21 protein-coding genes and 1 tRNA gene are annotated in these 24609 nt (G+C 45.6%); 18 read left to right on the top strand and 4 right to left on the bottom strand.

The window, feature by feature from the left end; all coding sequences use genetic code 11:
* Positions 1–422 precede the first annotated feature (422 nt).
* From G7Y37_RS00005 to G7Y37_RS00015, 3 genes are all read left to right on the top strand, one after another.
* Positions 423–908, top strand: coding sequence for a hypothetical protein (locus tag G7Y37_RS00005; RefSeq protein ID WP_206214047.1), 486 nt, complete (start codon positions 423–425; stop codon positions 906–908).
* A gap of 146 nt (positions 909–1054) precedes the next feature.
* On the top strand, positions 1055–1522 hold the full coding sequence (locus tag G7Y37_RS00010; protein WP_241155924.1) for a low molecular weight phosphotyrosine protein phosphatase: 468 nt from the start codon (positions 1055–1057) through the stop codon (positions 1520–1522).
* Positions 1523–1566: 44 nt separating this feature from the next.
* Positions 1567–2931: an MATE family efflux transporter gene (locus G7Y37_RS00015; protein WP_165059904.1), complete on the top strand. Its 1365-nt coding sequence runs from the start codon at positions 1567–1569 to the stop codon at positions 2929–2931.
* 66 nt (positions 2932–2997) lie between these two features.
* On the opposite strand, the gene G7Y37_RS00020 is transcribed toward G7Y37_RS00015, so the two are convergent.
* From G7Y37_RS00020 to G7Y37_RS00030, 3 genes are all read right to left on the bottom strand, one after another.
* Positions 2998–3600, bottom strand: a complete 603-nt coding sequence (locus G7Y37_RS00020; RefSeq protein WP_165059907.1) for an HD domain-containing protein — start codon at positions 3598–3600, stop codon at positions 2998–3000.
* A 9-nt stretch (positions 3601–3609) separates the two neighbouring features.
* Positions 3610–4935 carry a serine/threonine transporter SstT gene (gene sstT / locus G7Y37_RS00025; RefSeq protein ID WP_165059910.1) on the bottom strand — a complete coding sequence of 442 codons (1326 nt, stop codon included), beginning with the start codon at positions 4933–4935 and terminating at the stop codon, positions 3610–3612.
* A 177-nt stretch (positions 4936–5112) separates the two neighbouring features.
* Positions 5113–5198 (bottom strand) — tRNA-Leu (locus G7Y37_RS00030).
* Positions 5199–5293: 95 nt separating this feature from the next.
* On the opposite strand from G7Y37_RS00030, the gene G7Y37_RS00035 reads away from it, so the two are divergent.
* The 6 genes from G7Y37_RS00035 (at position 5294) to thrS (ending at position 13881) form a co-directional block, all read left to right on the top strand.
* A complete protein-coding gene (locus G7Y37_RS00035) occupies positions 5294–6406 on the top strand; it encodes a trigger factor (RefSeq protein ID WP_165059913.1) in 1113 nt (370 codons plus the stop codon).
* A 99-nt stretch (positions 6407–6505) separates the two neighbouring features.
* On the top strand, positions 6506–7114 hold the full coding sequence (gene clpP, locus G7Y37_RS00040) for an ATP-dependent Clp endopeptidase proteolytic subunit ClpP (RefSeq protein ID WP_165059916.1): 609 nt from the start codon (positions 6506–6508) through the stop codon (positions 7112–7114).
* A gap of 108 nt (positions 7115–7222) precedes the next feature.
* Positions 7223–8629, top strand: a complete 1407-nt coding sequence (clpX, locus tag G7Y37_RS00045) for an ATP-dependent Clp protease ATP-binding subunit ClpX (protein WP_165059919.1) — start codon at positions 7223–7225, stop codon at positions 8627–8629.
* Between the two features lie 11 nt (positions 8630–8640).
* Positions 8641–11310 (top strand): valine--tRNA ligase, encoded by a 2670-nt coding sequence (locus tag G7Y37_RS00050; RefSeq protein WP_165059938.1) that lies wholly within the window; start codon positions 8641–8643, stop codon positions 11308–11310.
* A gap of 100 nt (positions 11311–11410) precedes the next feature.
* Positions 11411–11944, top strand: coding sequence for a zinc ribbon domain-containing protein (locus tag G7Y37_RS00055; protein WP_165059941.1), 534 nt, complete (start codon positions 11411–11413; stop codon positions 11942–11944).
* A 23-nt stretch (positions 11945–11967) separates the two neighbouring features.
* Complete coding sequence (gene thrS / locus G7Y37_RS00060; RefSeq protein ID WP_165059944.1) at positions 11968–13881, top strand: threonine--tRNA ligase; 1914 nt, start codon at positions 11968–11970, stop codon at positions 13879–13881.
* Here thrS and G7Y37_RS00065 read toward each other — a convergent pair.
* Positions 13878–15089 carry a cation:proton antiporter gene (locus G7Y37_RS00065; protein WP_165059947.1) on the bottom strand — a complete coding sequence of 404 codons (1212 nt, stop codon included), beginning with the start codon at positions 15087–15089 and terminating at the stop codon, positions 13878–13880. The genes thrS and G7Y37_RS00065 overlap by 4 nt on opposite strands.
* A 217-nt stretch (positions 15090–15306) precedes the next feature.
* On the opposite strand from G7Y37_RS00065, the gene trxA reads away from it, so the two are divergent.
* The 9 genes from trxA (at position 15307) to ilvN (ending at position 24585) form a co-directional block, all read left to right on the top strand.
* Positions 15307–15612: a thioredoxin gene (gene trxA, locus G7Y37_RS00070; RefSeq protein ID WP_165059950.1), complete on the top strand. Its 306-nt coding sequence runs from the start codon at positions 15307–15309 to the stop codon at positions 15610–15612.
* Between the two features lie 62 nt (positions 15613–15674).
* Entirely contained in the window at positions 15675–16625 is a 951-nt protein-coding gene (gene trxB / locus G7Y37_RS00075; protein ID WP_165059953.1) for a thioredoxin-disulfide reductase, read from the top strand.
* Positions 16626–16700: 75 nt separating this feature from the next.
* Positions 16701–17774: a peptide chain release factor 1 gene (gene prfA, locus G7Y37_RS00080; protein WP_241155925.1), complete on the top strand. Its 1074-nt coding sequence runs from the start codon at positions 16701–16703 to the stop codon at positions 17772–17774.
* A complete protein-coding gene (locus G7Y37_RS00085) occupies positions 17774–18754 on the top strand; it encodes a HemK/PrmC family methyltransferase (protein ID WP_165059955.1) in 981 nt (326 codons plus the stop codon). The genes prfA and G7Y37_RS00085 overlap by 1 nt, the downstream gene beginning before the upstream one ends.
* Positions 18755–18759: 5 nt before the next feature.
* On the top strand, positions 18760–19593 hold the full coding sequence (locus tag G7Y37_RS00090; RefSeq protein WP_165059958.1) for a purine-nucleoside phosphorylase: 834 nt from the start codon (positions 18760–18762) through the stop codon (positions 19591–19593).
* 12 nt (positions 19594–19605) lie between these two features.
* Positions 19606–20139: a gamma carbonic anhydrase family protein gene (locus tag G7Y37_RS00095; RefSeq protein WP_165060437.1), complete on the top strand. Its 534-nt coding sequence runs from the start codon at positions 19606–19608 to the stop codon at positions 20137–20139.
* 323 nt (positions 20140–20462) lie between these two features.
* Positions 20463–22136: a dihydroxy-acid dehydratase gene (gene ilvD, locus G7Y37_RS00100; protein WP_165059961.1), complete on the top strand. Its 1674-nt coding sequence runs from the start codon at positions 20463–20465 to the stop codon at positions 22134–22136.
* The gene (ilvB, locus tag G7Y37_RS00105) at positions 22133–24103 is read left to right on the top strand and encodes a biosynthetic-type acetolactate synthase large subunit (protein WP_165059964.1); all 1971 of its coding nucleotides are present in this window, start codon (positions 22133–22135) and stop codon (positions 24101–24103) included. The genes ilvD and ilvB overlap by 4 nt, the downstream gene beginning before the upstream one ends.
* Entirely contained in the window at positions 24103–24585 is a 483-nt protein-coding gene (gene ilvN / locus G7Y37_RS00110) for an acetolactate synthase small subunit (RefSeq protein ID WP_165059967.1), read from the top strand. The genes ilvB and ilvN overlap by 1 nt, the downstream gene beginning before the upstream one ends.
* Positions 24586–24609: the final 24 nt, after the last annotated feature.

Consider the following 24609-nt stretch of genomic DNA (forward strand, 5'->3'; position numbering starts at 1 on the left):
CTATCTTGCGGTGGTGTCGTTTCTCCTAACGCTAGAGCCTCCGCACAAGGTGCATCTCCACCTCTGCCTTCCGGCTTGTAAATCCTTTTTCTTCATCTTGCCGCCACAGATTGCACATTTTCTAGTAAACACCGCTCACCCCTGTCCATAACTGACTTTTTCTTAGAAAAAGCTTGCCTGAACAGGGATGTCAAGTGAGAATCCTACACACTTTTGCCTATATGAAAGTCGAGCGGTATCGACTTCAGAGGCATCTATTTGGTATCTGAACAGGGAAAACAGCATGAATTTTTACACACTTTTCTGCCTATATGCCTTTTTGCGCGCGTATCCAATAACCCTTTGATAACCCAAAAATAGAGCATAATGATAGTAGTAGAAAAATAGCTCAACATCGGGGAAGTGGCTGAGAGGGTTAAGTATTGAAGAAAGCATTTTTACTTATGGTGGGGTTGCTTATCATGCTAAATTTGGTAGCTTGCTCTGGGCAGAACGAAAGTTCAGAATATTTTGGGTTTAGTAAAAAGGATTTTATCATTGAAGAAGAAGCCGATACTCACGGCGGCTTTCATGGAGATGGGTCGTACTATCTTATCTTGGACTGTTCGAAAAATAAGAACAAGGCATTGGAAAATTTGAGTGGCTGGACGGAACTTCCTCTGTCTGAAAACCTTAAACTTATCATGCATGGTGGAGAAAAAGATGGAATGACCTATGATTATAATTTAGCCGGAAAAGCAAAAATTCCAGAGATTGAAAACGGCTACTACTATTTTTATGACAGACATTCCGACAGCGCAAATAGTAGTGATGATTCTGAATTGTTAGACAGATCCTCATTTAACTTTTCAATAGCTGTTTATGATAGCGATATAGATAGGATGTATTACTCTGATTTTGATACCTAATAATTAGATTTCACGCAGCCCTTTTTACTAAATTTTTTCAGTGTATTTACTGCATGTTTAATAATGGTGTTTATTATGAACATTGATTTAAGCTATGCAGTCGGTTGTTGTTTTGAATGAATGCAAGAATACATGGAGTTTAATTTATGAAGAACAGGATGCCTATCAAAATACTGTTTGTCTGTCACGGCAATATTTGCCGCTCTCCCATGGCTGAGTTTCTTTTCAAAGATATGGTTTCTAAAAGGGGCTTGTCGGAGTGCTTTCATATTGAATCGGCGGCTACAACAACTGACGAAATAGGCAACTCGCCGCATTCGGGAACCGTGAAAATACTAAAGCGTGAAGGAATAAGTTGTAAAGGGAAAACCGCGCGACAAATAACACCTAAAGACTACAATTATTTTGACGTTATTATTGGCATGGACAGCGCAAATATGCGCAGTATGGAGCGCATATTTGGCAAAGATACCCAGAATAAGCTTCACAAGATGATGGAATTTGCGGGAAACAACAGAGACGTTGCCGACCCGTGGTATACAGGTAATTTTGAGGAAACATATTCCGATATCGCAGATGGTTGTGTGGGTTTGCTTAGTTGGTTAGGCTATTAGCAAAACAACTTTACAGAACTTATAGCGTTTAGGTGTGTATTGATATGCCTGTATCTATGGATAAGCATTTTAATTGGGTAGAGCTGCTTAAGTTCACATTGCCCTCTATAGTTATGTTCGTATTTACGTCGCTGTATGGAATAGTTGACGGGCTATGTGTATCTAATTTTGCGGGCAAAACCGCTTTCGCTGCTGTAAACCTAATAATGCCTCCAATAATGATTTTATCAACTGTTGGGTTTATGTTTGGCACGGGTGGCAGCGCGTTAGTGGCGAAAACTCGCGGAGAAGGCAGAGATGAGCTGGCGAATAGGTATTTCTCGCTTATTGTGTATACAGCCATAGTTCTTGGATTCATTCTTGCGATAGTGGGAATAATTACGCTTGAACCCATAGCTTATTTCCTTGGTGCAAATGACGATATGGTTGGGATGTGCGTGCTTTACGGGCGCATTATTATGATCTCGCTACCGTGCTATGTTTTGCAATACGTATTCCAAAGTTTCTGCGTTACTGCTGGTAAGCCCACATTTGGTCTGATCGTTATTGTTATAGCTGGCTGTGCAAACATGATTTTAGACGTAGTGTTTGTCGGTCTGCTTGATTGGGGTGTAGCTGGCGCGGCAATGGCTACCAATGTATCGGAAATTCTCGGTGGTGGTATACCGCTGATATATTTCTTTCGAAAGAATAAAAGCTTTTTGCGCTTGGGGAAGACAAGTTTTATGCCGCGAGCGTTGGGTAAAACATGCGTTAACGGTTTATCCGAGATGATGACAAGCATAGCGATGTCGATAGTTTCTATGCTGTATAACTTTCAGCTTATGCAAGTTGCTGGCGAGAACGGCGTGGCGGCTTATGGTGTTATAGCCTATGTTGTACTAATCTTTGCCGCAATATTTATGGGATTCGATATGGGCTCGGCACCATTGATGAGTTATCAATATGGTGCCAAAAACAAAATAGAGATGAAAAGCCTGTTGAAAAAGGGGCTAATATACACTGGAGTTGGCGGCGTTTTAATGTTTGTGGCTGGGCAGTTGCTTGCGGGGCTTATAGTTGACGTATTTGTTGGCTACGATGCCGAATTGCGAGATTTTACTGTGCACGGGTTCCGCATATATGCCATCGCGTTTTTGTTGATGGGTTTTAGCATGTATGGATCATCCTTCTTTACAGCATTAAACAATGGCGTTGTGTCGGCGGCTATATCGTTTTTGCGCACACTTGTGTTCGAGACATCTGCGGTTATATTTTTGCCGATGGTTTTGGGCATTGATGGTATATGGCTTTCAGTTAGTGTTGCCGAACTTGCAGCACTTGTTGTTACCGTTGCATTCATGTTGGGCTTTGGACCTAAATATGGTTACTGGCATTCGAAGAAAAACAAACCCCGGCTTATAACTTAAAGCCGGGGTTTGTCGCTGTTTGTCGCTTGTTGTAATTATGTTTATTACCAGATGCAGGTTATTCTTCTATTCAGTAGCTTGGAATGTATCGCGGTCGGGAGCAAAAGACTGCATAGCCTCTATTGTGCGTGCGAACAAATAATCAAGTTCCCAGCCTAGCATTTCAGCTCCGCTGGTTATAACATCTCTGTCTACTCCGGCGGCGAAGCGCTTATCCTTAAACTTTTTCTTCAATGATTTTACGTTGAAATCCATAATGCTTTTTGAGGGACGCATTATTACAGCAGCACCTATAAGACCAGTCAATTCTTCAGTGGCGAAAAGTATTTTCTCCATTTGAAGTTCGGGATGGGGCAACTCGGTATTGAAGTCTGAAGTATGTGTTTGTATGGCTCGTATAAGCTCTTCGCTTCCGCCCGCTGCGCGAATATCATCTGCTGCGTATATGGTGTGCATCATAGGTTCGTCGCCATGCTCTTCCCAATCTAAGTCGTGTAGCAACCCTACGATTCCCCAGAAATCTTCATTTTCTGGGTCAAATTCGCGAGCAAAATATCGCATGGTCTGTTCAACGGTTTTGCCGTGTTCTATATGAAATTCCTCTTTGTTGTGCTGGGATAGAAGCTCGAAAGCGGCTTCGCGGCTAATACCTGAATCTAGTTTAGACATGTGTTTCTCCTAATCTAATTCGCTTAGTGAAAACGCATCCTTTCCAAGGTGGAACTCTTTGCCCTCTTTTTGAAGCTGTCTGTATTCAGCTGTGGCAGTAAATAGTACGTCAGAGGATGAATTCAGGGCTGTTTCGCACGAATCTTGCACTACGCCAATTATGAAGCCAATGGCTACAACTTCCATCGCGACAGTTGTATCTATTCCAAACAATGAACATGCAAGAGGAATTAGCAAAAGAGATCCGCCAGCAACGCCAGATGCTCCACATGCGCTAACGGCTGCCAATACGCAAAGGATTCCAGCTGTTATTGGGTCAACCGATAGACCTACCGTATGAGCTGCTGCCATGGTCATAACGGTAATGGTTACAGCGGCACCTGCCATGTTTATTGTTGCACCAAGCGGAATAGATACAGAATAGTTGTCTTTGTTAAGTCCTAATTTACGGCACAGCTCCATATTGATGGGTATGTTTGCCGCCGAACTACGTGTAAAGAACGCTGTTATTCCGGAATCTTTAAGGCAGCGCAGTACGAGTGGGTAGGGATTGTGTTTCGTACATATAGCCACAATTATTGGATTTGTAACAAAGGCGATAAACAGCATGCAACCTACAAGAAGCAGTATAAGCTGCCCGTATTCGACAAATATATCAAGTCCGCTGGTTGATACGGATGTATAAACAAGACCCATAATGCCAAACGGTGCCAAGTTGATTACCCAACGCACAGCAATAGAAACAGCATCGGATATGGCTTGGAATACTTCTTTAACATTGGGACTAGCTGCACGCAGGGCAATTCCTAGCACTATAGCCCAAGTAAGTATGCCTATGAAGTTTGCGTTTGCAAGCGCATCTACTGGATTTGCGCAAATGTTCATAAGAATGGTTGATAGAACTTCCCCTATTCCGGATGGCGAGGTTTGTTCAACTTGCTCTGCAACATTTAGGGTGAGTTCCATCGGGAAGATGAAGCTGCCAATAACCGCAACAAACGCTGCTACAAGCGTGCTTATAATATAAAGCACAATAACAGTTTTCATTGAGCCAGCTGTTTTTGCTGTGGTTAGTGCGCTTATAACCAAGAAGAAAACAAGTATAGGGGCAACCGCACGCAATGCGGCTACAAATAAATTGCCCAGAAGTGAGATTATCTCACCTATGCCTAAAGCCCATTCTGGCGCATCGGTTGGTATTAATAGTGCCAAAATAACGCCAATAATAAGACCTACTATTATGCGTTTTATTAGGCTGATATCGGTGTATTTTTGCCAGAGATTTCGCTTCTTCTCCGGCTGGTTTGTTTGTGTAGTTTTGTTCTCAGTGTCCATCTAACATCCCTCCCAGGTTGAACAATGCTCGTATTCTACCCCTAATGTATGCAAAAGTTAGATTTACTGGCTGTTTGTAACGCAGATTGGGGTGATGTGGTGAGAAGACACGGTAACTGCTCGTATTTTTTGGCAGAAACTAGAACTATGTGAGCATTGTGAATAACAATGTTTGAATGGTGCGGGCGAAAGGACTTGAACCTTCACGGGGATTACCCACCAGAACCTAAATCTGGCGCGTCTGCCAATTCCGCCACGCCCGCACTTTTGCGTAAGCTATAAAGCCCGTTGCGCACGATTTAATATGATACCATAGCAAATCGTGTTAATACTAATCTAATTATGAAAGGGAATACCCGTGCAGATAACAGTAAATTCACAAAAAGACAATAAAGTATCTGTTAGTGCTACCGTAGAGGCCAAAACAGTAGATTCGTATATTGCAAAGACTTACAAAGATTTTGCAAGGCGTTATAACTTCCCCGGATTTCGTAAGGGTAAAGCGCCTCGTCCGGTTGTTGATAATGCGCTTGGTCGTGAAGCGGTAATGGCTACCGCCACCGAAAATCTAATAAATGATACGTATCCGCAAATAATAGAAGAAGAAAAACTTTATCCTGCCGGTCAGCCCGATTTCGGAAAATCTGACGAAATGATAGTGCAAGGTAGCGATTTTACGTTCGATTTCACTTTGCCTGTGCGCCCCGAGATAGAACTTACGTCTTACGATGCTTTGGAGATAGAGCTTCCGCAAAGCGGTGCTAGCGAAGCAGAGATAGAAGAGCAGATGAAGCAGCTGCTAGCACATTACCAACAAGAAGAAGCTACTGAACAGTGGGCTAAAGAAACAATGGGCTTCGAAAGCCTAGACGATATGAAGAAGCAAGTTGCTCAGTCTATTGAAGATCAGAAAGAGGCAATGCTGCCGCGCCTTAAAGAAAATGCGTGCGTGCTTAAACTGATTGAGCGCGTGGATGCAGACGTTCCGGAAGGTATGGCAGAGCAGAAAGAATCGCAACTTCTGCAAGATTTCTTCACGCAGCTGCAGCGCTCTGGTGCAAGTTTTGATTCCTACCTTATGCAGCAAGGTATAGATTCTGACCAATTTAAGGAAGATGTTAAGCGTCAGGCGGAAGATGAAGTTAAGCGCGATATGGCTTTGGATGCTTGGGCGCGTCATGCTGGAATAGAAGCCACCGATGAAGATGTAAGTCATGAGTTTGAAGTAGCGGCAGGCGAAGGCGCGAAAGACCTTGAAAAAGAATGGCGAGACAGTGGTCGTTTATATCTGATTCGCGAAGAACTTGTTCGTTCTAAAGCTATGGAAAACATAATGGATGGCGCTAAGGTAGTTGAGGTTGACTTTGCTAAGCGCGCACAAGAAGCCGAAGCTGCCAAGAAGGAATCTGAAAAATCAGATGAAAGTGCCAATGCCGAAGCGCAAACCACAGATGAAGAGAGCACAGAATAGGATCGGCTTGGCTCATATATGGAGGAAATGCGCAGGCGTTTTTTAGCCTTCGGTATAATGTAGGGCGAGAAAACGAACGCGATCCGAAAGTGAGAAAAAATGGCTATTGAGAGAGTAAATAATGCGCTAATTCCGTATGTTATCGAGCAGTCGCCTCGCGGAGAGCGCAGCTACGATATCTACTCAAGATTATTGAATGATCGTATCATCTTTTTGGGTGAGCAGATTGACGATCATGTTGCAAATTCAGTTGTAGCGCAAATGCTACATCTGGAAAGCGTTGATCCTGATAAGGATATTAGTCTGTACATCAATTCTCCGGGTGGCAGCGTTACCGCCGGACTAGGTATTTTAGATACGATGAATTTCATTAAGTGTGACGTATCTACTATATGTATTGGCGAGTGTGCATCTATGGCGGCTGTATTATTGTCGTCCGGCACAAAAGGTAAGCGCTTCTGTCTGCCGAATTCCATGGTTTTAATCCATCAACCTTTAGGCGGCGCACAGGGTCAGCAAACTGAAATTGCAATTGTGGCTGATTTCATGTTGAAAACGCGTAAGCGCTTGAATAAGATTCTGTCTGAAAATACCGGTCAAGATATGGAAACCATACAAAAAGATACTGAGCGCGATAATTACATGACTGCAGAACAGGCTAAGGATTATGGTCTTGTTGACGAAATTATTTTCCATCACGGTCAATAAGGGCGACAAAATCCGGTTCATTAGCTTGCGTCGGGCAAAACCGGCGCAAGCTTTTTTATAATAGGCTAGTTTGAATGAGTGCCCACACTTTAGAATAGAGCGAGGAAGATGTCTGGTAAGAATTACAAGGGTGACTACAACAACGGCAATCCAATGTACTGCGCTTTTTGCGGCAAGGAAGCAAGTGAAGTGCGGTCAATGATAAGCGCTCCAAATGGGATATGTATATGCGATGAGTGCATTGGGGTTTGTGCGGATGCCATGATGGCTGACATTGGGCTATCGGCGCGGCACTGGGGTACTGATGTGGATGATGCTGCCGTGCGTGGTGCTCATGCTGAGCAGGGGGTACGCATTGAGGTTGGCGAAGATGGTATCTATGAAGAAGGCGCAGAGCCAACTTTGAGTCCGGCGGAGCTTTTAGGAGACTTGCCTACGCCGCACGAGATACATGCGCGTTTATCTGAGCATGTGGTGGGTCAAGAGGCAGCTAAACGGGCACTTTCTGTTGCTGTCTACAATCATTACAAGCGCATCACCATGGATTTAGAATCCGATGCTGATGATGTTGAAATAGCTAAGAGCAACATAATGCTTTTAGGACCTACTGGTTCCGGAAAAACACTTCTTGCCCAAACGCTGGCTCGCACGTTGAAGGTGCCGTTTGCCATAGCCGATGCCACTACGCTAACTGAAGCGGGGTATGTTGGCGAAGATGTTGAAAACATATTGCTGAAACTTATAACAGCAGCAGATTTTGATATTCCACGCGCTGAAATAGGCATTGTCTATATTGACGAGATAGACAAAATAGCTCGTAAAGCTGAAAACCTGTCTATTACGCGCGATGTTTCTGGCGAAGGCGTGCAGCAAGCGCTTCTAAAAATTATGGAGGGTTGCGATGCTAGTGTGCCGCCGCAGGGAGGACGCAAGCATCCTCAGCAAGAACTTATCCCTATCAATACTGACAATATTTTGTTCATATTGGGTGGTGCTTTTGTCGGTTTGTCTGACATAGTTGGACAGCGCGTGGGCAAGAGCGGTCTTGGCTTTGCCTCTGAAGTGCCGCAGTCAAAAAAGCAAGCAGAAGCTGAACTTTTGGCACAGGTGCTTCCGGAAGATCTCAATAAATATGGAATGATTCCTGAATTTGTCGGACGCATACCGGTTATAACTTCTTTAGATGAACTGACAGAAGAAGACTTAGTGCGCGTTCTTACTGAACCGAAAAATGCTTTAGTGAAGCAATATGGACGTATGTTTGAATATGAGGATTCGAAGCTGACTATAGAGCCTGATGCTTTGGAGGCAATAGCAAAAGAAGCGGTAGAGCACGGCACTGGCGCTCGTGGATTGCGCAGCATATGCGAGAGAGTGCTAAACGATGTAATGTACGATCTTCCCGAAGTGGATGGCAAAACGCGCGTCAATGTGAAGAAAAGCGATATTGTGGGCGACACATTCCCCCGTATAGAAAAAGTTGGGGAATTGAAAATAGACGACGAATTGGACTAGGAGTATTAAGCATGTCGGACGCTGGACTTGCATCTAAAGAGGGCTTTTCAGAGCGTGAAAGACCCATTTTCGAAGCATGGCGCGATGCGGGATATTTTTTGCGTAGTGCCGGTTTCGGCGAAATGGCTAACCAGAGCTATACGATAGTAATTCCGCCACCAAATGTTACTGGTGTGCTACATATGGGTCACGCCTTAAACGACACTATTCAAGATGCGTGTATTCGACGTGCGCGTATGCAAGGAATGCAGACCCGGTGGATTCTTGGTACCGACCATGCCGGCATTGCTACGCAGACTAAAGTAGATAAACACTTAGCTGAACAGGGTATTAATCGCCGCGAAATAGGTCGTGAAGCATTCATTGAGGCTTGCCAAGAATGGCGCTTAGAATACGGCACCACTATTGTGAATCAGATAGCCTCTATGGGTTGCAGCTGCGATTATGAGCATGAGCAATTTACAATGAGTCCTGAATTTAGCCGTGCGGTTCGCAAGCTTTTTGTTGATTGGTACAACGATGGCATTATTTATCGCGGTAAACGTATAGTGAATTGGTGTCCTAGTTGCACGACCGCTATTGCCGATGATGAGGCTGAATATGAAGACGAGCATGGCAGTCTTTGGTATTTACGCTATCCACTAAGCGAACCTGTTGGCGATATTGAGTATCTTGTGGTGGCTACTACGCGTCCCGAAACTATGCTGGGAGACACAGGTGTTGCTGTTAATCCGAAAGATGAGCGCTATAAAGATTTGATTGGAAAGACGGTTGACCTTCCCATAGTTGGTCGCAAAATTCCCATTTTTGCCGATTTTTATGTAGATAGCAGTTTTGGTACTGGTGCTGTGAAGACCACCCCTGCGCATGATCCGAATGACTTTGCGATGGGTGAGCGAGCAGGGCTTGAGCGCATTAATATTTTTGACGAAACAGCGCATGTTGTTGAAGGCTTTGGAAAGTTTAGCGGCATGGATCGCGACGAAGCGCGCGCCGCTGTTGTGGACGCATTTGAGCAGTTGGGTTTACTCGACCATATAGAAGAACATGACCATTCTGTTATGCATTGTTATAGATGCCACAATAAGTTAGAGCCTTGGCTTTCCGAACAGTGGTTTGTGGCGGTGGATAAACTGAAGGCTCCGGCTGCGAAAGCGGTTGAAAGTGGTCAAATTCAATTCCACCCCGCACGCTGGTTGCAGGTTTATCTTGATTGGCTCGAAAATTTGAAGGATTGGTGCATTTCTAGGCAATTGTGGTGGGGGCATCGCATTCCGATGTTTTATTGCGACAAGTGCGGTTGGAAAGCTGCAAGTGTCGATGATATAGAGGTGTGTCCCGAATGTGGTGCGCCTGTTCGCCAAGATGAAGATGTGCTTGATACGTGGTTTTCGTCGCAGCTATGGCCATTTGCCACGCAGGGCTGGGGAGATATGGGTAACGATTCTCCAGAGCTTCAAAAGTATTACCCAACGCAGGTTCTTTCTACTGCTAGAGACATAATGGGTCTGTGGGTGGCTCGTATGGTAATGGCTTCGGAATACTGTACAGGCAAGATTCCGTTCCAGCATGTAATTATCCATCCTACAGTTATGGGTGCCGATGGCAAACCTATGAGTAAATCGCGTGGAAACGGCGTAGATCCTGTAGAGCTAATGGCAGACTATGGTGCCGATGGCATGCGATTTGGTCTGCTTACGCAAGTAACGGGTGCGCAGGCTATGCGCTTCGATCGCCAAAAAATTGAAGGCGCTAGAAACTTTGCTAATAAGGTTCGCAATGCTGCTAGGTTTGTCTTGATGCATATGGATGGTTTTGTGCCCGGCGAACCGGAACCAGTAAAAGCTGCTGATAAGTGGATACTTTCTAGGTTGGCGCATTTGGCAAAAGCGGTTGATGATGCCTATGACGCTTTCGAATTTGGCGAAATGACACGTGAGCTATATGGCTTTTTCTGGAATGAGTTTTGCGATTGGTATATAGAGTTTTCAAAGAGTCGATTGACAGACCAATCCGATCCGGCGGATAAGTTGGCGTGTCAGCGGAATTTGGTGTTTGTGCTAGAACAGGCTATAAGGCTGCTTCATCCGGTTATGCCGTTTATTACTGAAGAAATATACAAGGAAATTCCGCACGCTTCTGCTGCACCTATGCTTATTGTGTCGGAATGGCCCGATGCTTCTTTGTTGGCAAAGTATGCAGATGCGGATGCCGAGCGGGCTGTGCAGTTGGTTTGTAATATTGTTGGTGCCGTCCGATCTGCGCGTGCTCGTTACGGCTTGTCACCTAAAACAGAGCTTAAGGTGTATGTGAAAGCTGCCGATGAAGATTGTGCACTTATAGAAGGTCAGCGCATGTCGATAGAGTCGCTTGGACGCTGCGAAGAACTTATAGTGGGTTCTGACGTTGTCAAGCCTAGCGAATCTTCAGCTACTCTATCTTCCGATTTGGAGATTTATACAGTACTTACTGGGCATGTAGATTTCGACGCCGAATGCAAACGCGTTAAAAAAGAATTGGATAAAACCGAAGCCGATGCAGAGAAGTTGCGTCGCAAGCTTTCAAATGAAGGCTTTTTGAAGAAGGCTGCTCCAGAAATAATAGAGAAAGATCGTAATCATCTTAATGAGTTGGAAGATGTTATCGATAAGTTAAATGCACAGTTAAAGGACATTGCTTGAGGCGGCTAGGCGAAATACATATGTTTGCTATAATCTCTAACGCGCTACAAGTAGTTAGCGTAGTGCGGCTTCGTGCCGCAAAATTAATGGGGGGAGTAGAATGAGCGAATTATTCGCGCAGCTATGGTCACCGCAAATGCAAACGGCATTTACTGTTGTAATTGTGTTGTTGATTGTGCTTTATGTTCTATCCATTGTGTGGGTAGTGCGCGATGCTTACATGCGTGGAGTTACTTGGTATGTTTGGGGAATAGTAGCTCTTGTGCCCATCGTTGGTCTAATAGCATATTGCTTAATGCGGCCTCCTATGCTTCAGATCGATCGAGATGAACAAGAGCTAGAAGTGGCTTTGAAACAGCGCCAGCTTCTCAAATATGGCGAGTGTGCTACGTGTGGGTATCCGGTCGAGGCGGAATACGTTATCTGCCCGAATTGTCATACGCAGTTGAAAAACTTGTGTTCGCATTGCAATCATGCACTCGATCCAGCTTGGACAATATGCCCATACTGCGCCACTCCAGTTGGAGGCGCTAGATCGTCGCAGTCGAGTTCTAGTTCTACGCGAACACCACGGCGCAGGAGAAACGCTACATCGCCATCTTCGCGCAATCGTTCATCGTCTAGTGATAAATAAGTTTCAGATAATAGAGGTAGCATATGATAGTCAATTTACCTGATGGCTCTACAAAAGAGCTAGAAGAAGAGTCCACGGTTTTAGACGTTGCATCGTCAATTGGTGCAGGGCTTACTCGTGCAGCTCTTGCCGGCAAGATAGATGGGGTTTTCGCCGATCTTAATTCTGTGGTTGTGCCGGGTTCAACCGTTGAGATAATTACTGAAAAGTCTCCAGAGGCATTGGGAATAATGCGCCACTCGGCTGCACATGTGATGGCTGAGGCTGTGCAAATTCTATTTCCGGGTGCACAGATTGGGTTTGGTCCACAAACTGAAGATGGTTTTTTCTACGATTTTGAACTGTCGCATCCGATATCTACTGACGACTTTGCAGCCATAGAAGAAAAAATGGCAGAGATAATAAAACGTGATGAGCCATTTGTTCGTGAAGTGGTTAGCCGCAGCGAAGCTGAAGCCATTTTTGCCGATCAGCGATTGAAGCTAGAGCATATTGCCGATCTGCCGGCTGACGAGGAAATAATTGTTTACCGCCACGGAAATTTTGTTGATTTGTGTAGCGGTCCGCATATGCCTTCTGCTGGAAAGATTGGCGCGTTTAAATTAATGAAGACGGCTGGTGCGTATTGGAAAGGTGATTCGAATCGCGAGATGTTAACACGCATCTATGGCACAGCTTTCTTCAAGAAGAAAGATTTGGACGAATATTTAGTTCGCCTAGAGGAGGCGGAGAAGCGTGACCACCGTAAGCTAGGGCGTGAACTGGGAATATACACAATGGATCCGCTAGCTGGTGTTGGTCTTCCGCTATATCTTCCTAAAGGTGCGCGCGTTATACGCACTATGCAGGAATGGTTGCGTCGCGATTTGTATGCGCGAGGGTATGAAGAAGTTATTACTCCACATATCTACAATGCCGATGTATGGAAGATGAGCGGTCACTACGATTTTTACGGCGAGAACATGTATTTCTTCAACATTAACGAAGGTACCGATGAAGAACCTCGCCTAAGTGAATATGGCGTAAAGCCGATGAATTGTCCGGGGCATGTAATGCTGTACAAGAGCGAATTGCATTCATATCGCGATTTGCCCCTTCGTTATTTTGAATTCGGTACTGTGTATCGCCATGAAATGAGCGGCGTTGTGCACGGTCTGTTGCGTGCCCGCGGCTTCACGCAAGACGATGCGCATATTTTCTGTACGCGCGATCAGGTTGTTGATGAAGTGTGCTCTATTCTCGATTTGGTAGATCATATAATGACGACCTTTGGCTTTGAATATGAGGCAGAAATATCTACTCGCCCAGAGAAGTCGATCGGCTCTGATGATATGTGGGATCATGCGACCGAATCTCTGCGAAAAGCATGCGAGATAAAGAACTTAACCTATGACATAAACGAAGGCGATGGCGCTTTCTATGGACCCAAGATTGATATCAAGGTGAAAGATGCTATTGGTCGTACATGGCAGTGTTCTACGGTTCAGATAGATTTTAATCTTCCCGAGCGCTTTGATTTAACTTATAGAGCAGCTGATAACACCGAGCAGCGTCCATGGATGCTGCATCGTGCAATTTTCGGATCAATTGAGCGCTTCTTGGGTATATTGATAGAGCACTATGCAGGAGCTTTACCGCTTTGGCTTGCACCTGTTCAGGCGGCTGTTATTCCTATTGCTGATAGGCATAAAGAAGCGGCAGCAGAATTTGCAGGTGAGATAACTGCTCTTGGCGGTCGTGTAGAGCTATACGATCAAAACGAGCCTATGAAAGTAAAAATTGCAAAGGCTCAACAGCAAAAGATTCCTTACATGGTCATAATGGGCGACAAGGAAATTGAAGAGCACACAGTGTCTGTTCGCGATAGGTCTGAGGGCGACCAAGGCGCATGGGCGCGCACGAAATTCCTAGATGTTATACGCGATGCAGCGCTCTAATTCTGCTTTTTGCTCGTAGGGCTGCTGTTCTTGTCTATAGCGTACAGTGTAAGAGATGCTAGTAGTGGCATTATCAAAACGGTAATGCCACCTGCTGCCACCAAAAGAGATGCGGTGTCTGTTGTCATAGCACCTGCACCCACAGCCACATTGGTTACAGCTACTATAAGAGGCAATGCGGTAGTGCAATAAATTGCTACTGTTGCCCGGCTGCGTGTATCTAGGTTTTTCGTGTCTTGTCGTATTGATAAAGAAACAAAGATAGGCATACCGCGTATAAGCAGCAACATAACTATAAACAGAATCAGAATAAGAGGATGTTCTCCTACGGCACTTGGGTCAATTTTTGCACCGCTGACTATGAAGAATAGCGGAATGAAAAAGCCATAGCCTATCCCATTTAATTTATGCTCTAGGCTGTTGTTGCCCGCAGGCAGTATAAATCGTAGTGCAAACCCTGCGGCAAAAGCGCCCAGTACAATATCTAAATCGAATATGGCTGAAAGTGCAACTAATCCAATAAGCAATATCATAACTGCGCGAACTGTAAGTTGTGCATTTGTTTCGGCGTGGTCGGACATAAGTTTCACAAACGCTTCGCTTTTTTGACGTATGTTAGCCGGTATAACAGCCATTGCAATGGCAATAGCTGCAAAAACGACTAGAACTAAAACAGTAACCCAAGTAGATCGTGTAGATAAGATAAATGCTATAGCAAGAATGGGGCATATTTCTCCCCATGTTCCGTACTCCAGAATAAGTTTCCCAATATTTGTCTGCATTAGGTTGCGCTCTTTTAATATGGGAACTAGCGTTCCGAATGCGGTTGTAGTTAGCGCTATTACAACGGCTAGCCATCCAAATTCGTTGCTATGAAAACTGGGAATAAAAATAATTATGGCTACAGCTATGCCAAACGTTACAAGCCATGTGAAAAAGGCGTTCCGTCCACCCTTGCCTGTGATTTCTTTTGGATTTATTTCGTAGCCTGCTAAAAGGAACAAAAAACCAAGACCTAAGTCGGAAAGCAACGTAATGGCATCGCCAATCTGTGCGATTCCTAAGACGTGCGGTCCTACAATCATGCCGGCGATAAGTAGAAACACCGTTTCGGGGATTAGTTTTTTAGGTATAGCTGCAGATGCAATAGGGCATATGAAAGCGCATATTGATATAGCCAATAAGGTAACAAGTTCCGTTTGTTCCATTTTCTACCGCTCTTATACTCTCCACACCAAGTTTCGTGCAATTTGGTACCGGAAAAGAATAGCGCAATAATATGGCTTGCGCTTTAAAGAATGTGCAATATGCTGACGAATTTTTGCGATATGGTTACACATCTTTGTTTCTCGGTTAGTATTGATGTTCATAACGCAATAATAGTAGTTAGTAAAATAGGCAGTTTGCGAAAGAAGGGTGTTAATTATGAGTCATATTATCGGTTCTGCTGATTTCGATTCATTGGTTTTAAAAGCGGAGCGACCCGTGTTGGTTGACTTTTTTGCTACTTGGTGTGGACCGTGCAAAAGGCTTGCTCCTGTTATAGATGAACTTTCCGGTGAACTTGAGGGGAAAGTTGATGTATATAAGTTAGATATCGACCAAAGCCCCGATGTGGCTGCACGCTACAAAGTAAACAGCGTGCCTACCATAATAGTTTTTGAGGGTGGCGAAATTAAGGCAAAAACGGTTGGCGCAGTACCTAAGCAGCAGCTATTACAAATGTTGTAGTTTGCATGTTATGTCGGTAGCCCTGCTTGTGCGGGGCTACCTGTGTATAGGACGGAGATGCTATGGCTGACGAATCTAATGGCGCTACAAAGGTTTACGATGTTGCCGTTATAGGCGCTGGACCCGCCGGCTTGACAGCCGCTATGTATGCCGCGCGTGCTGGTTTAAGTACGGCGCTAATAGAAAATATATCTCCGGGTGGACAAATGGCTTTGACTGAGCATCTCGAAAACTATCCCGGATTCAATCAGTCTACAAGTGGCTATGAGTTATCTCAAATAATGCATGGACAGGCGCAACATTTTGGCGTTGAAACAATATATGATGAAGTAACTAGCGCATATTTATCTGGCTCTATGAAGCGTCTCGATCTTGTGTCGGGTAAGATTTTCGCAAAAGGAATAATAATAGCCAGCGGTGCACGACCTGCGAAATTAGGCGTAGCGGGCGAGGATAAGCTTTTGGGAAGCGGCGTGTCGTATTGCGCAACTTGCGATGGCAATTTCTTCAAAGGCAAAGATGTTTGTGTTGTGGGCGGTGGCGATACTGCCGCTGCTGATGCAATCTATCTTTCGCGTATATGTAAGCGAGTTTATATATTTGTGCGGCGTAGCGAAATGCGTGCAGCCGCTATATATAAGACAAAGCTAGCTGAGCTTGCAAATGTTGAAATTGTCTGGAATACAATTGTAGAAGGATTCATAGAAAACGATGGAGCAATATCTGGCGTGCGTATTCGCGACCGCATGAGGGGCGAGGTGTGCGAAATGGCTCTATCCGCTGTTTTTATTGCTATAGGAACAGTTCCTAACACAGAATTTTTAGAAGGCGAAGTGGAGTTAGATCAAAGCGGCTATATCGTGGCAAACGAGATGGGCAATACTAGTATTGCTGGTGTTTTTGCGGCTGGAGACGTGCGCACGAAAGAGCTTAGACAAGTTTCTACCGCTGTCGCCGACGGCGCTAATTGTGCCGATTCGTGTGCGCGGTATCTATTACAACAACAAAGTTGACATAATTGGTAGAATAACGTGAAACATAAATGCGCACTTGAGGTGCGCATTTTTCACGGTCAAAAGGAATCTAAGATGCAAGATGTTAATATGCGCGAAAAACTAGAGAAATTCATGGAAGCCTATTCTGAATTGCAGGCTAAGATGGGCGACCCTGCAGTTTTGGCTGACCAGAAAGAATACAACAGGCTAGCTAAGGAATATGCAAATCAGGGTCCACTGGCAAAGGCGGCAGCAGAGTATGTGGGTGCAATAGACGATCTGGAAGCGGCAAAAGAAATGCTGGCAGATCCGGATATGAAAGAATTTGCTCAGGAGGAAATAGCCGGCATAGAAGCAAAATTGCCACAACTTGAAGAAGATATAAAGTTCATGTTAATACCGGCAGATCCGGCTGATGAAAAAGACATCATTGTAGAGATACGCGCTGCTGCTGGTGGTGATGAAGCTGCGATATTTGCGGGCGATCTTTATAAAATGTACGAGCGTTTCACCAGTTCTAGGGGCTGGAAGACTGAAACGTTAGACATATCTCCTTCCGAGGCAGGCGGGTATAAAGAAATTCAGTTCAAAGTGAAAGGCGATCATGTCTATTCGCTTATGAAATTTGAAAGCGGCGTGCATAGAGTTCAGCGTGTTCCAAAAACAGAAAGCCAAGGTCGCATTCATACATCTACTGCTACTGTGGCAGTTTTGCCTGAAGCAGATGAGGTAGAGGTTGAAATCAACGAGGGCGATCTGCGCATAGATGTATTCCGTGCGGGTGGTCCGGGTGGTCAATGCGTAAACACAACCGATTCGGCAGTTCGTATTACTCACTTGCCAACAGGTCTTGTTGTGCAGTCGCAAGATCAGAAGTCGCAGCTTCAAAACAAAATAGCGGCTATGAGTGTTTTGCGTGCGCGTCTATACGAGAAAATGTTGGCTGAGCAGCAGGCTGCGGAAGGTGCTAAAAGACTAGCGCAGATTGGTACGGGCGATAGAGCTGAGAAGATTCGCACTTACAATGGACCGCAAGATCGCGTGACCGACCACAGAATAGGATTTAATTCTAGCTACAATGGCGTGCTAATGGGCGACAATTTAATAGATGTTATAACTGCGCTTCAAGCTGCTGATAGGGCGCAAAAGTTGGAAGCTGCTGTTTAGTGGCTTTCGGCGATGTATGGACAATCAAAAGCGCTCTGGATTGGACAATTGGTTATTTGGAGCGCAAGCAAGATGCGAATGCGCGGTTGTCGTCTGAAAAACTTATGTCGTTTGCTACCGGTTTATCTCGTATAGAGGTATATGCAAATTTCGACAAACCTCTGTCTATGGAAGAGCGCAACGTGTTGCGCGAGGCTGTGCAGAGGCGCGCGGCGGGCGAACCTTTGCAATACATAATAGGCGAAGTTGGGTTTCGTCATATAGATATAAAAGTGCGCAAAGGCGTGTTAATTCCCAGACCCGAGACTGAAGTTTTGGTAAGCGAGGTTTTATCTGAACTGCCACCACCTTCGCGACCAAGAGCGAAGGATTATATAGACAGTTTGCCCGGTGAAAACATGCCAGAGGTGGCTTTAGATGAGGAGGCATCTGAGCAATCGATAGAGGCATCTAGTTCCATATATGTAGCCGATTTATGTACGGGTTCTGGATGTGTGGCATGTTCGCTTGCCTATGAGCATTCCGCCATAAGGGTTGTTGCTACCGACATATCGCAGCATGCAACAGATCTGGCTGAAGAAAATGTACAACGCTTGGGTCTTTCCGGCAGGGTTCAGGTTTTGCAATGCGATTTAGGCAGCGGCATAGATAGTGAATTGTTGGGCACGTTTGATGCTGTAGTTTCAAATCCGCCATATGTGCCCAGTGCTGTTATGCAGCATTTGCCTTCTGAAGTTAGTGCTTTTGAACCAGCGTTGGCATTAGATGGGGGAGAAGACGGGTTAAGTATTTATAGGCGCATTGTTTGTTGGGCAAGATCTGCTTTGAAAATAGGCGGTGTGCTGGCTGTAGAGCTGCACGAAACATGCCTAGATTCTGCGGCGGATTTTGCCCGCAATAGCGGATTTAACGGAGTGCGAATTGTAAACGATCTTGCAGGTAAACCTCGAGTGATTGTTGCGCGTCTTGAAGAAAGGTAATAAAAGTGCCAGATGGTAAGAATCTTGTAGAAAAATTGCGGGAATCTGAAAGTGTGTTGCGCGATAAGTTGGGAGATTATTCTCCTGAAATAGCCGTTGTTCTTGGATCGGGTTTGGGTCCATTGGCGCAGCGTATAGAAGATGCAATTTTTATTCCTTTTGCAGATGTGCCCCATATGAAAACATCTACCGCTACAAGTCATGTCGGCAGATTTGTAGCCGGTATATTGGGTGGCAAACGTGTGATATGTATGCAGGGCAGGCTGCACGGATACGAGGGTAATACTGCGCAAGAAGTTGCGTATCCCATATGGTTAATGGGGGCTATTGGTGCCCAAACGCTAATAACAACAAATGCAGCCGGCGCTATAAATGAAAGCTATGAAGTCGGCGATTTTTGCATTATGAAAGACCATATCAACTTCACCGGTAGAAATCCTGTAGCAGGAGCCAGCCCGAATAACATAGCAAGTAGATTCTTTAGTATGTATGAGGCATACGACCTAAAACTTCGAAAGCTTGGTCTTAGTGTAGCGTCCGAATTGGGAATACCGGTGCATGAAGGTGTTTATCTGGGGTTGTTAGGTCCCAGTTTTGAAACAGCTGCCGAAATACGTGCGTTTCGCACATGGGGTGCCGATACGGTGGCTATGTCGGTATGCGAAGAGGTAATTGCAGCCCGTCATATAGGGATGCGAGTGTTTGGTATGTCTATGTGTACTAATATGGCATGTGGGATAGAGGGTGCAAACCCTACAGATGAAGAAGTGCTGGAAATTGCAAAGCATCGCGAAGCTGATTTCTGTTTATTTATACAAACACTACTGCAGCGCATATAAGATGGAGGGCATATGAATTACGACTGTATGAAAATTCACCCTAGCGCAAAGATTGCTCGTAATGCAACGGTTTTAGGCAATGTGGAAATAGATGAAGATGCCTGTGTGCTGTTTGGCGCTGTTGTTCGTGGCGATTGCGGCGGACGTATTCGCATAGGTAAAAGGACGAATTTGCAAGATCTTGTTTGTGTGCATCTTCCGGTGGGTGGCGAAACCATAATAGGAGACGATGTAGCAATAGGACATGGAGCTATTGTGCACGGCTGTGTAATAGAAGACCACACTTTAATTGGTATGGGAGCCATCGTGCTAGATGGCGCACATATTGGGCGCGATTGTTTGATAGCTGCCGGTGCTGTGGTCACTGGTACATCAGATATACCTGATGGGTCGCTTGTTATGGGAACTCCCGGGCGCGTGGTTGGTCATGTTGAGCAACGGCATTTAGATTACATCCAAGGTTCTGTGGATGAATATCTCAAAATTAGTTATGACTTAGTAGAGCAGGGGATAATAGAAGAAGGTTATGCTGCCAATGGTCATTAATTTTCTTGCATAAGCCAAACTAAAGCGTATACTGCAATCAAGTTCATAGATAAATGCGTTGAAGAGGATAGTAAGGGTCAACGCATCCCACAGAGAGCCTGCGGTTGCTGAGAGCAGGTGGATGCGCGCTCTGAATGCCCCCTCGGAGCAGTTCAGCATGAACGCAATTGTATCTGTAAGACTTACCGTCTAGGTATGGTTGACAAGTAAAGCCGAACCGGTGACACCGTTACCGTCGAGTGGATCGCCTGTTTGCGGCGCGCCTTTCGATATTACGTCTCGGCTCGGCTTTGGTCGAGTTTTTTGTTTTAGAAAGGAGCGGCATGGCACTAAGAAGCGATCAAATTAAACAAGGAATAGCTAGGGCACCGCATCGCAGTTTGTTAAAGGCTGATGGGATAACCGATGCGGAAATGGAGCGCCCTTTCATTGCGGTACTTAATTCTAGAAACGACATAATACCCGGGCATACCAATCTGGATAAAATAGCAGAGGCTGTGTGCGCTGGCATTCGCATGGCAGGTGGCGTGCCGTTTGAAATATCAACAATAGGTGTGTGCGATGGTATAGCTATGAACCATGACGGCATGCACTATTCTTTAGTGTCACGCGAGGTTATAGCCGATTCGCTGGAATGCGCAGTACAGGGTCATGCATTTGATGGCATCGTATGCATTCCTAATTGCGACAAGATAGTGCCGGGTATGCTAATCGGTGCGCTGCGGGTAAATATTCCTACCGTGTTTGTGTCTGGCGGTCCCATGTTGGCTGGGTGCCAGCCCGGAGGATGCGGTCCTACAACCGATTTGAATACGCTTTTCGATGGCGCAGCATCGGTTATGAGCGGCAATATGACCGAGGAAGAACTGGCTTATTACGAGAACACTGCCTGTCCTACTTGCGGAAGCTGTTCAGGGTTGTTTACAGCAAATTCGATGAATTGTCTTTGCGAAGCGTTAGGTGTTGCGCTTCCCGGTAACGGTACTATTCCAGCTGTATATTCCGAGCGTATACGATTAGCTAAAGACGCAGGAATGAAAATTATGGAGCTGGTAGAGCAGAATGTGAAGATAGGCGACATTGTTAGCGAAGCAGCCATTCATAACGCAATGGAATGCGATATGGCGTTTGGTGGTTCCACTAATACCGTACTGCATCTTACAGCCATAGCGCGGGCTGCGGGTCATCCGATTACTATGGATGATTGGGATGCAGCTAGTGCGCGTACTCCGCATTTGGTTAAGCTGCAGCCGAGTGGACCTAGACCGCTATCTGATTTGTATGAAGTGGGCGGTGTGCCTGTAGTTATGCACGAACTAGCACAACTTGGTCTTTTGGATATGAACGCTATAACATGCATGGGCTCTATGGATGAATATATAGAAAACTGCACTAAACCAGCCGATGGGGACGTTTGCCGCAAACACGACAACCCATTTAGCCCGCAGGGTGCTTTGCGAGTTTTGCATGGCAATCTTGCGCCAAACGGCTCAATTGTGAAAAAGTCGGCAGTAGATGCTTCCATGATGTGTCACACCGGTCCTGCCCGTGTATTTGAAAGCGAAGAAGAAGCGTGTGAGGTAATAAACGCAGGCGGAATTAACCCGGGCGATGTTGTAGTTATTCGCTATGAGGGACCAAAAGGCGGACCCGGAATGCGCGAAATGTTAACTCCAACGTCTTCTATTGTAGGAATGGACCTGTCAAAAAGCGTTGCACTTTTAACCGATGGGCGTTTTTCTGGCGCGACAAAAGGTCCGGCAGTAGGGCATGTTAGTCCAGAGGCGGCAGCTGGTGGTCCTATAGCTCTTATAGAAGAAGGCGATTCTATTACAGTAGATATAGATGGCGGAAAGCTTAACTTGAATATTTCGGACGACGAGATGGAGCGTAGGCGGGCGGCATGGGTGGCACCTGCGCCAAAGCACGACCACGGTGTGCTGTCTAAGTATGCGCGTTTAGTTTCTTCTGCAGACGAAGGAGCGTATGTGCAATGAGCGATAAAACTACGAAAGAGAATTCCGTTTTGAAAGCACAGCGGCGAAGTGCTGCTAGTGTTGGTGCGCCTAAAGGCATGGGGTCTAAAACCGCCAAACAGGGGAAGAAGATGCTTGGTGCCGAGGCGATAATAGCGTCGCTTGAGGCGGAGGGAGTAGACACCGTATTTGGTTATCCCGGTGGGCAAGCTATCAAGATATACGATGCGCTTTACGACTCTAAGCAGATAAACCATGTACTTGCGCGCCATGAGCAAGGTGCCGTCCATATGGCTGATGGTTATGCTAGAGCTACCGGAAAGCCCGGAGTTGTCATAGTTACCAGTGGTCCCGGTGCTACAAATACGGTAACAGGTATAGCTACTGCGTATATGGATTCTATTCCTATGGTTGTTATAACTGGTCAGGTTCCGCGACCAGTTATAGGTACAGATTCATTTCAGGAATCTGACATTGTTGGTATAACTATGCCGGTGGTTAAACATTCATTTCTTTTGCAATCTACCGACGAGCTAACAAAGACTTTCCGCGAGGCATTTCATATTGCATCTACCGGGCGTCCCGGTCCTGTTCTGATAGACATACCCAGCGATTTAGCTGGCAGCACTATGGTGTTTGAATATCCAGACGAGGTAAACATAGCATCGTATAAACCCACATACAGAGGAAATGCAAAACAAATACGCGCCGCATGTAAGTTAATAGAGCAGTCTAAGCAGCCCATTCTATATGTTGGTGGTGGTGTTGTTACATCCGATGCTACAGACGAGCTTATAGAACTTGCGGATATGATGCAGATACCGGTTGTATGTACGCTTATGGGCAAGGGGGCATTTCCGGCATCGCATAAACTAAGTCTGGGTGCGGTTGGTATGCACGGTGCAAAATATTCAAACTTAGCTATGACTGAAAGCGATTTGATAATAGCTGCAGGTGCGCGTTTTTCAGACAGGGTAACGGGCAGATTATCGGAATTTGCGCCACACGCTAAAGTCGTTCATATCGATATAGACCCTGCCGAAATAGGAAAGGTGCGCGAAGCTGATGTTCCTATTGTGGGCGATTTGAAGGGCGTTTTGGCTGGCATGGTTGAACAGCTAAAGAAAGACGATGCGAAACCCGATACATCAGATTGGCTTGCTCTTATAAGCGAGTGGCGCGAGCGCTATCCGTTCTATCATCCGAATGTGGGTGACGATAAAGGCGAAATTATTCCCGAACTTGTGATGAAAGAATTGTCCGACCAGCTAGACCCCACATCTTCTATTGTGGTAACAGAAGTGGGGCAGCACCAGATGTGGGCGCACCAGTTTGTTGACAGAGAACTACCCCGCACATTTTTGTCTAGTGGCGGTTTAGGAACTATGGGCTTTGGTTTCCCGGCATCTATTGGGGCTGCCATAGCTTGTCCTAACAAGCAGGTTGTTTGCATTGCGGGAGACGGTTCTTTTCAGATGAATTCGCAAGAAATGGCTACCGCCGCAATAAATAATGTACCTGTGAAGGTGCTTATTATGGACAACCGCGCATTGGGTATGGTTCATCAGTGGCAAAAACTTTTCTATGGCGAGCGCTATTCGCAGACACTTCTTGAACCCAATCCTGATTTTGTGAAGTTAGCTGATGCGTACAATTGGAAAGGTGAGCGTATAGAATCGCCAGCACAGGTAAGCGAAGCATTGGCGCGAATGCTTGCATCTGAGGGACCTTATTTGTTAGATGTGAAAATATCGCCTGAACAGAATGTGTATCCGATGGTGGCTCCCGGTGCGGCACTAGATGATGTTATGGGTGCTATAGATGTTGCGGTGGGTGCCGTGCGAACCGACATGCCCGAAAGTGTGGCACCGAAATCGCCCTGCGCTGTAATAGATGCGCAGTTCGGTGGGCGCTGGGAAAGCGATCCTGAAGATAAAAAGGAACGAATGCAAGTAGAGGAATTTGAAAAAGAAAGGGGTGTGGAATAATGAAGCATGTCCTTTCTGTTTTAGTGGAGAATCTGCCGGGTGTGCTATCGCGTGTAACAGGTCTTATATCTCGTCGCGGATTCAATATTGAATCTCTTTCCGTTGGACCTACGGAAGACCCCACAATGTCGCGCGTAACAGCTATAGTAAACGCCGATGATGTAGCTTATGAGCAAATTACAAAGCAGCTTCACAAACTTATTAGTGTTCATAAGATTACCGACCTAACCGACGAAGGCGCAATAGAGCGAGAATTGGTGCTTATAAAAGTGAATGCTGCGCCAGAGCGCCGCGGAGAGATAATAGAAATTGCCAATGTATTCCGAGCAAAGATAGTTGATGTTGGTAAGAATTCTCTTACTATAGAAGCGACAGGCGATGCCGAGAAGCTAAAGGGTCTTGAAGATTTGCTTCGTGCATACGGTCTGAAAGAAATAGTTAGAACCGGCAAAATTGCAATGTCGCGCAACACAAAGGAATAATCAGCCTAGTAGACAAGGAGTAAG

Origin of the sequence: Adlercreutzia sp. ZJ154 (assembly GCF_011039055.1) — a bacterium.
In the GTDB taxonomy this organism is placed as follows: domain Bacteria; phylum Actinomycetota; class Coriobacteriia; order Coriobacteriales; family Eggerthellaceae; genus Adlercreutzia_A.

Bases quoted from the DNA above. Each gene is read 5' to 3' on its own strand.
- G7Y37_RS00010 (WP_241155924.1), top strand. From the start codon at position 1,055: ATGAAGAACAGGATGCCTATCAAAATACTGTTTGTCTGTCACGGCAAT.
- G7Y37_RS00015 (WP_165059904.1), top strand. From the start codon at position 1,567: ATGCCTGTATCTATGGATAAGCATTTTAATTGGGTAGAGCTGCTTAAG.
- G7Y37_RS00020 (WP_165059907.1), bottom strand. From the start codon at position 3,600: ATGTCTAAACTAGATTCAGGTATTAGCCGCGAAGCCGCTTTCGAGCTT.
- sstT (WP_165059910.1), bottom strand. From the start codon at position 4,935: ATGGACACTGAGAACAAAACTACACAAACAAACCAGCCGGAGAAGAAG.
- clpP (WP_165059916.1), top strand. From the start codon at position 6,506: ATGGCTATTGAGAGAGTAAATAATGCGCTAATTCCGTATGTTATCGAG.
- clpX (WP_165059919.1), top strand. From the start codon at position 7,223: ATGTCTGGTAAGAATTACAAGGGTGACTACAACAACGGCAATCCAATG.
- G7Y37_RS00050 (WP_165059938.1), top strand. From the start codon at position 8,641: ATGTCGGACGCTGGACTTGCATCTAAAGAGGGCTTTTCAGAGCGTGAA.
- G7Y37_RS00055 (WP_165059941.1), top strand. From the start codon at position 11,411: ATGAGCGAATTATTCGCGCAGCTATGGTCACCGCAAATGCAAACGGCA.
- thrS (WP_165059944.1), top strand. From the start codon at position 11,968: ATGATAGTCAATTTACCTGATGGCTCTACAAAAGAGCTAGAAGAAGAG.
- G7Y37_RS00065 (WP_165059947.1), bottom strand. From the start codon at position 15,089: ATGGAACAAACGGAACTTGTTACCTTATTGGCTATATCAATATGCGCT.
- trxA (WP_165059950.1), top strand. From the start codon at position 15,307: ATGAGTCATATTATCGGTTCTGCTGATTTCGATTCATTGGTTTTAAAA.
- trxB (WP_165059953.1), top strand. From the start codon at position 15,675: ATGGCTGACGAATCTAATGGCGCTACAAAGGTTTACGATGTTGCCGTT.
- prfA (WP_241155925.1), top strand. From the start codon at position 16,701: ATGCAAGATGTTAATATGCGCGAAAAACTAGAGAAATTCATGGAAGCC.
- G7Y37_RS00095 (WP_165060437.1), top strand. From the start codon at position 19,606: ATGAATTACGACTGTATGAAAATTCACCCTAGCGCAAAGATTGCTCGT.
- ilvD (WP_165059961.1), top strand. From the start codon at position 20,463: ATGGCACTAAGAAGCGATCAAATTAAACAAGGAATAGCTAGGGCACCG.
- ilvB (WP_165059964.1), top strand. From the start codon at position 22,133: ATGAGCGATAAAACTACGAAAGAGAATTCCGTTTTGAAAGCACAGCGG.
- ilvN (WP_165059967.1), top strand. From the start codon at position 24,103: ATGAAGCATGTCCTTTCTGTTTTAGTGGAGAATCTGCCGGGTGTGCTA.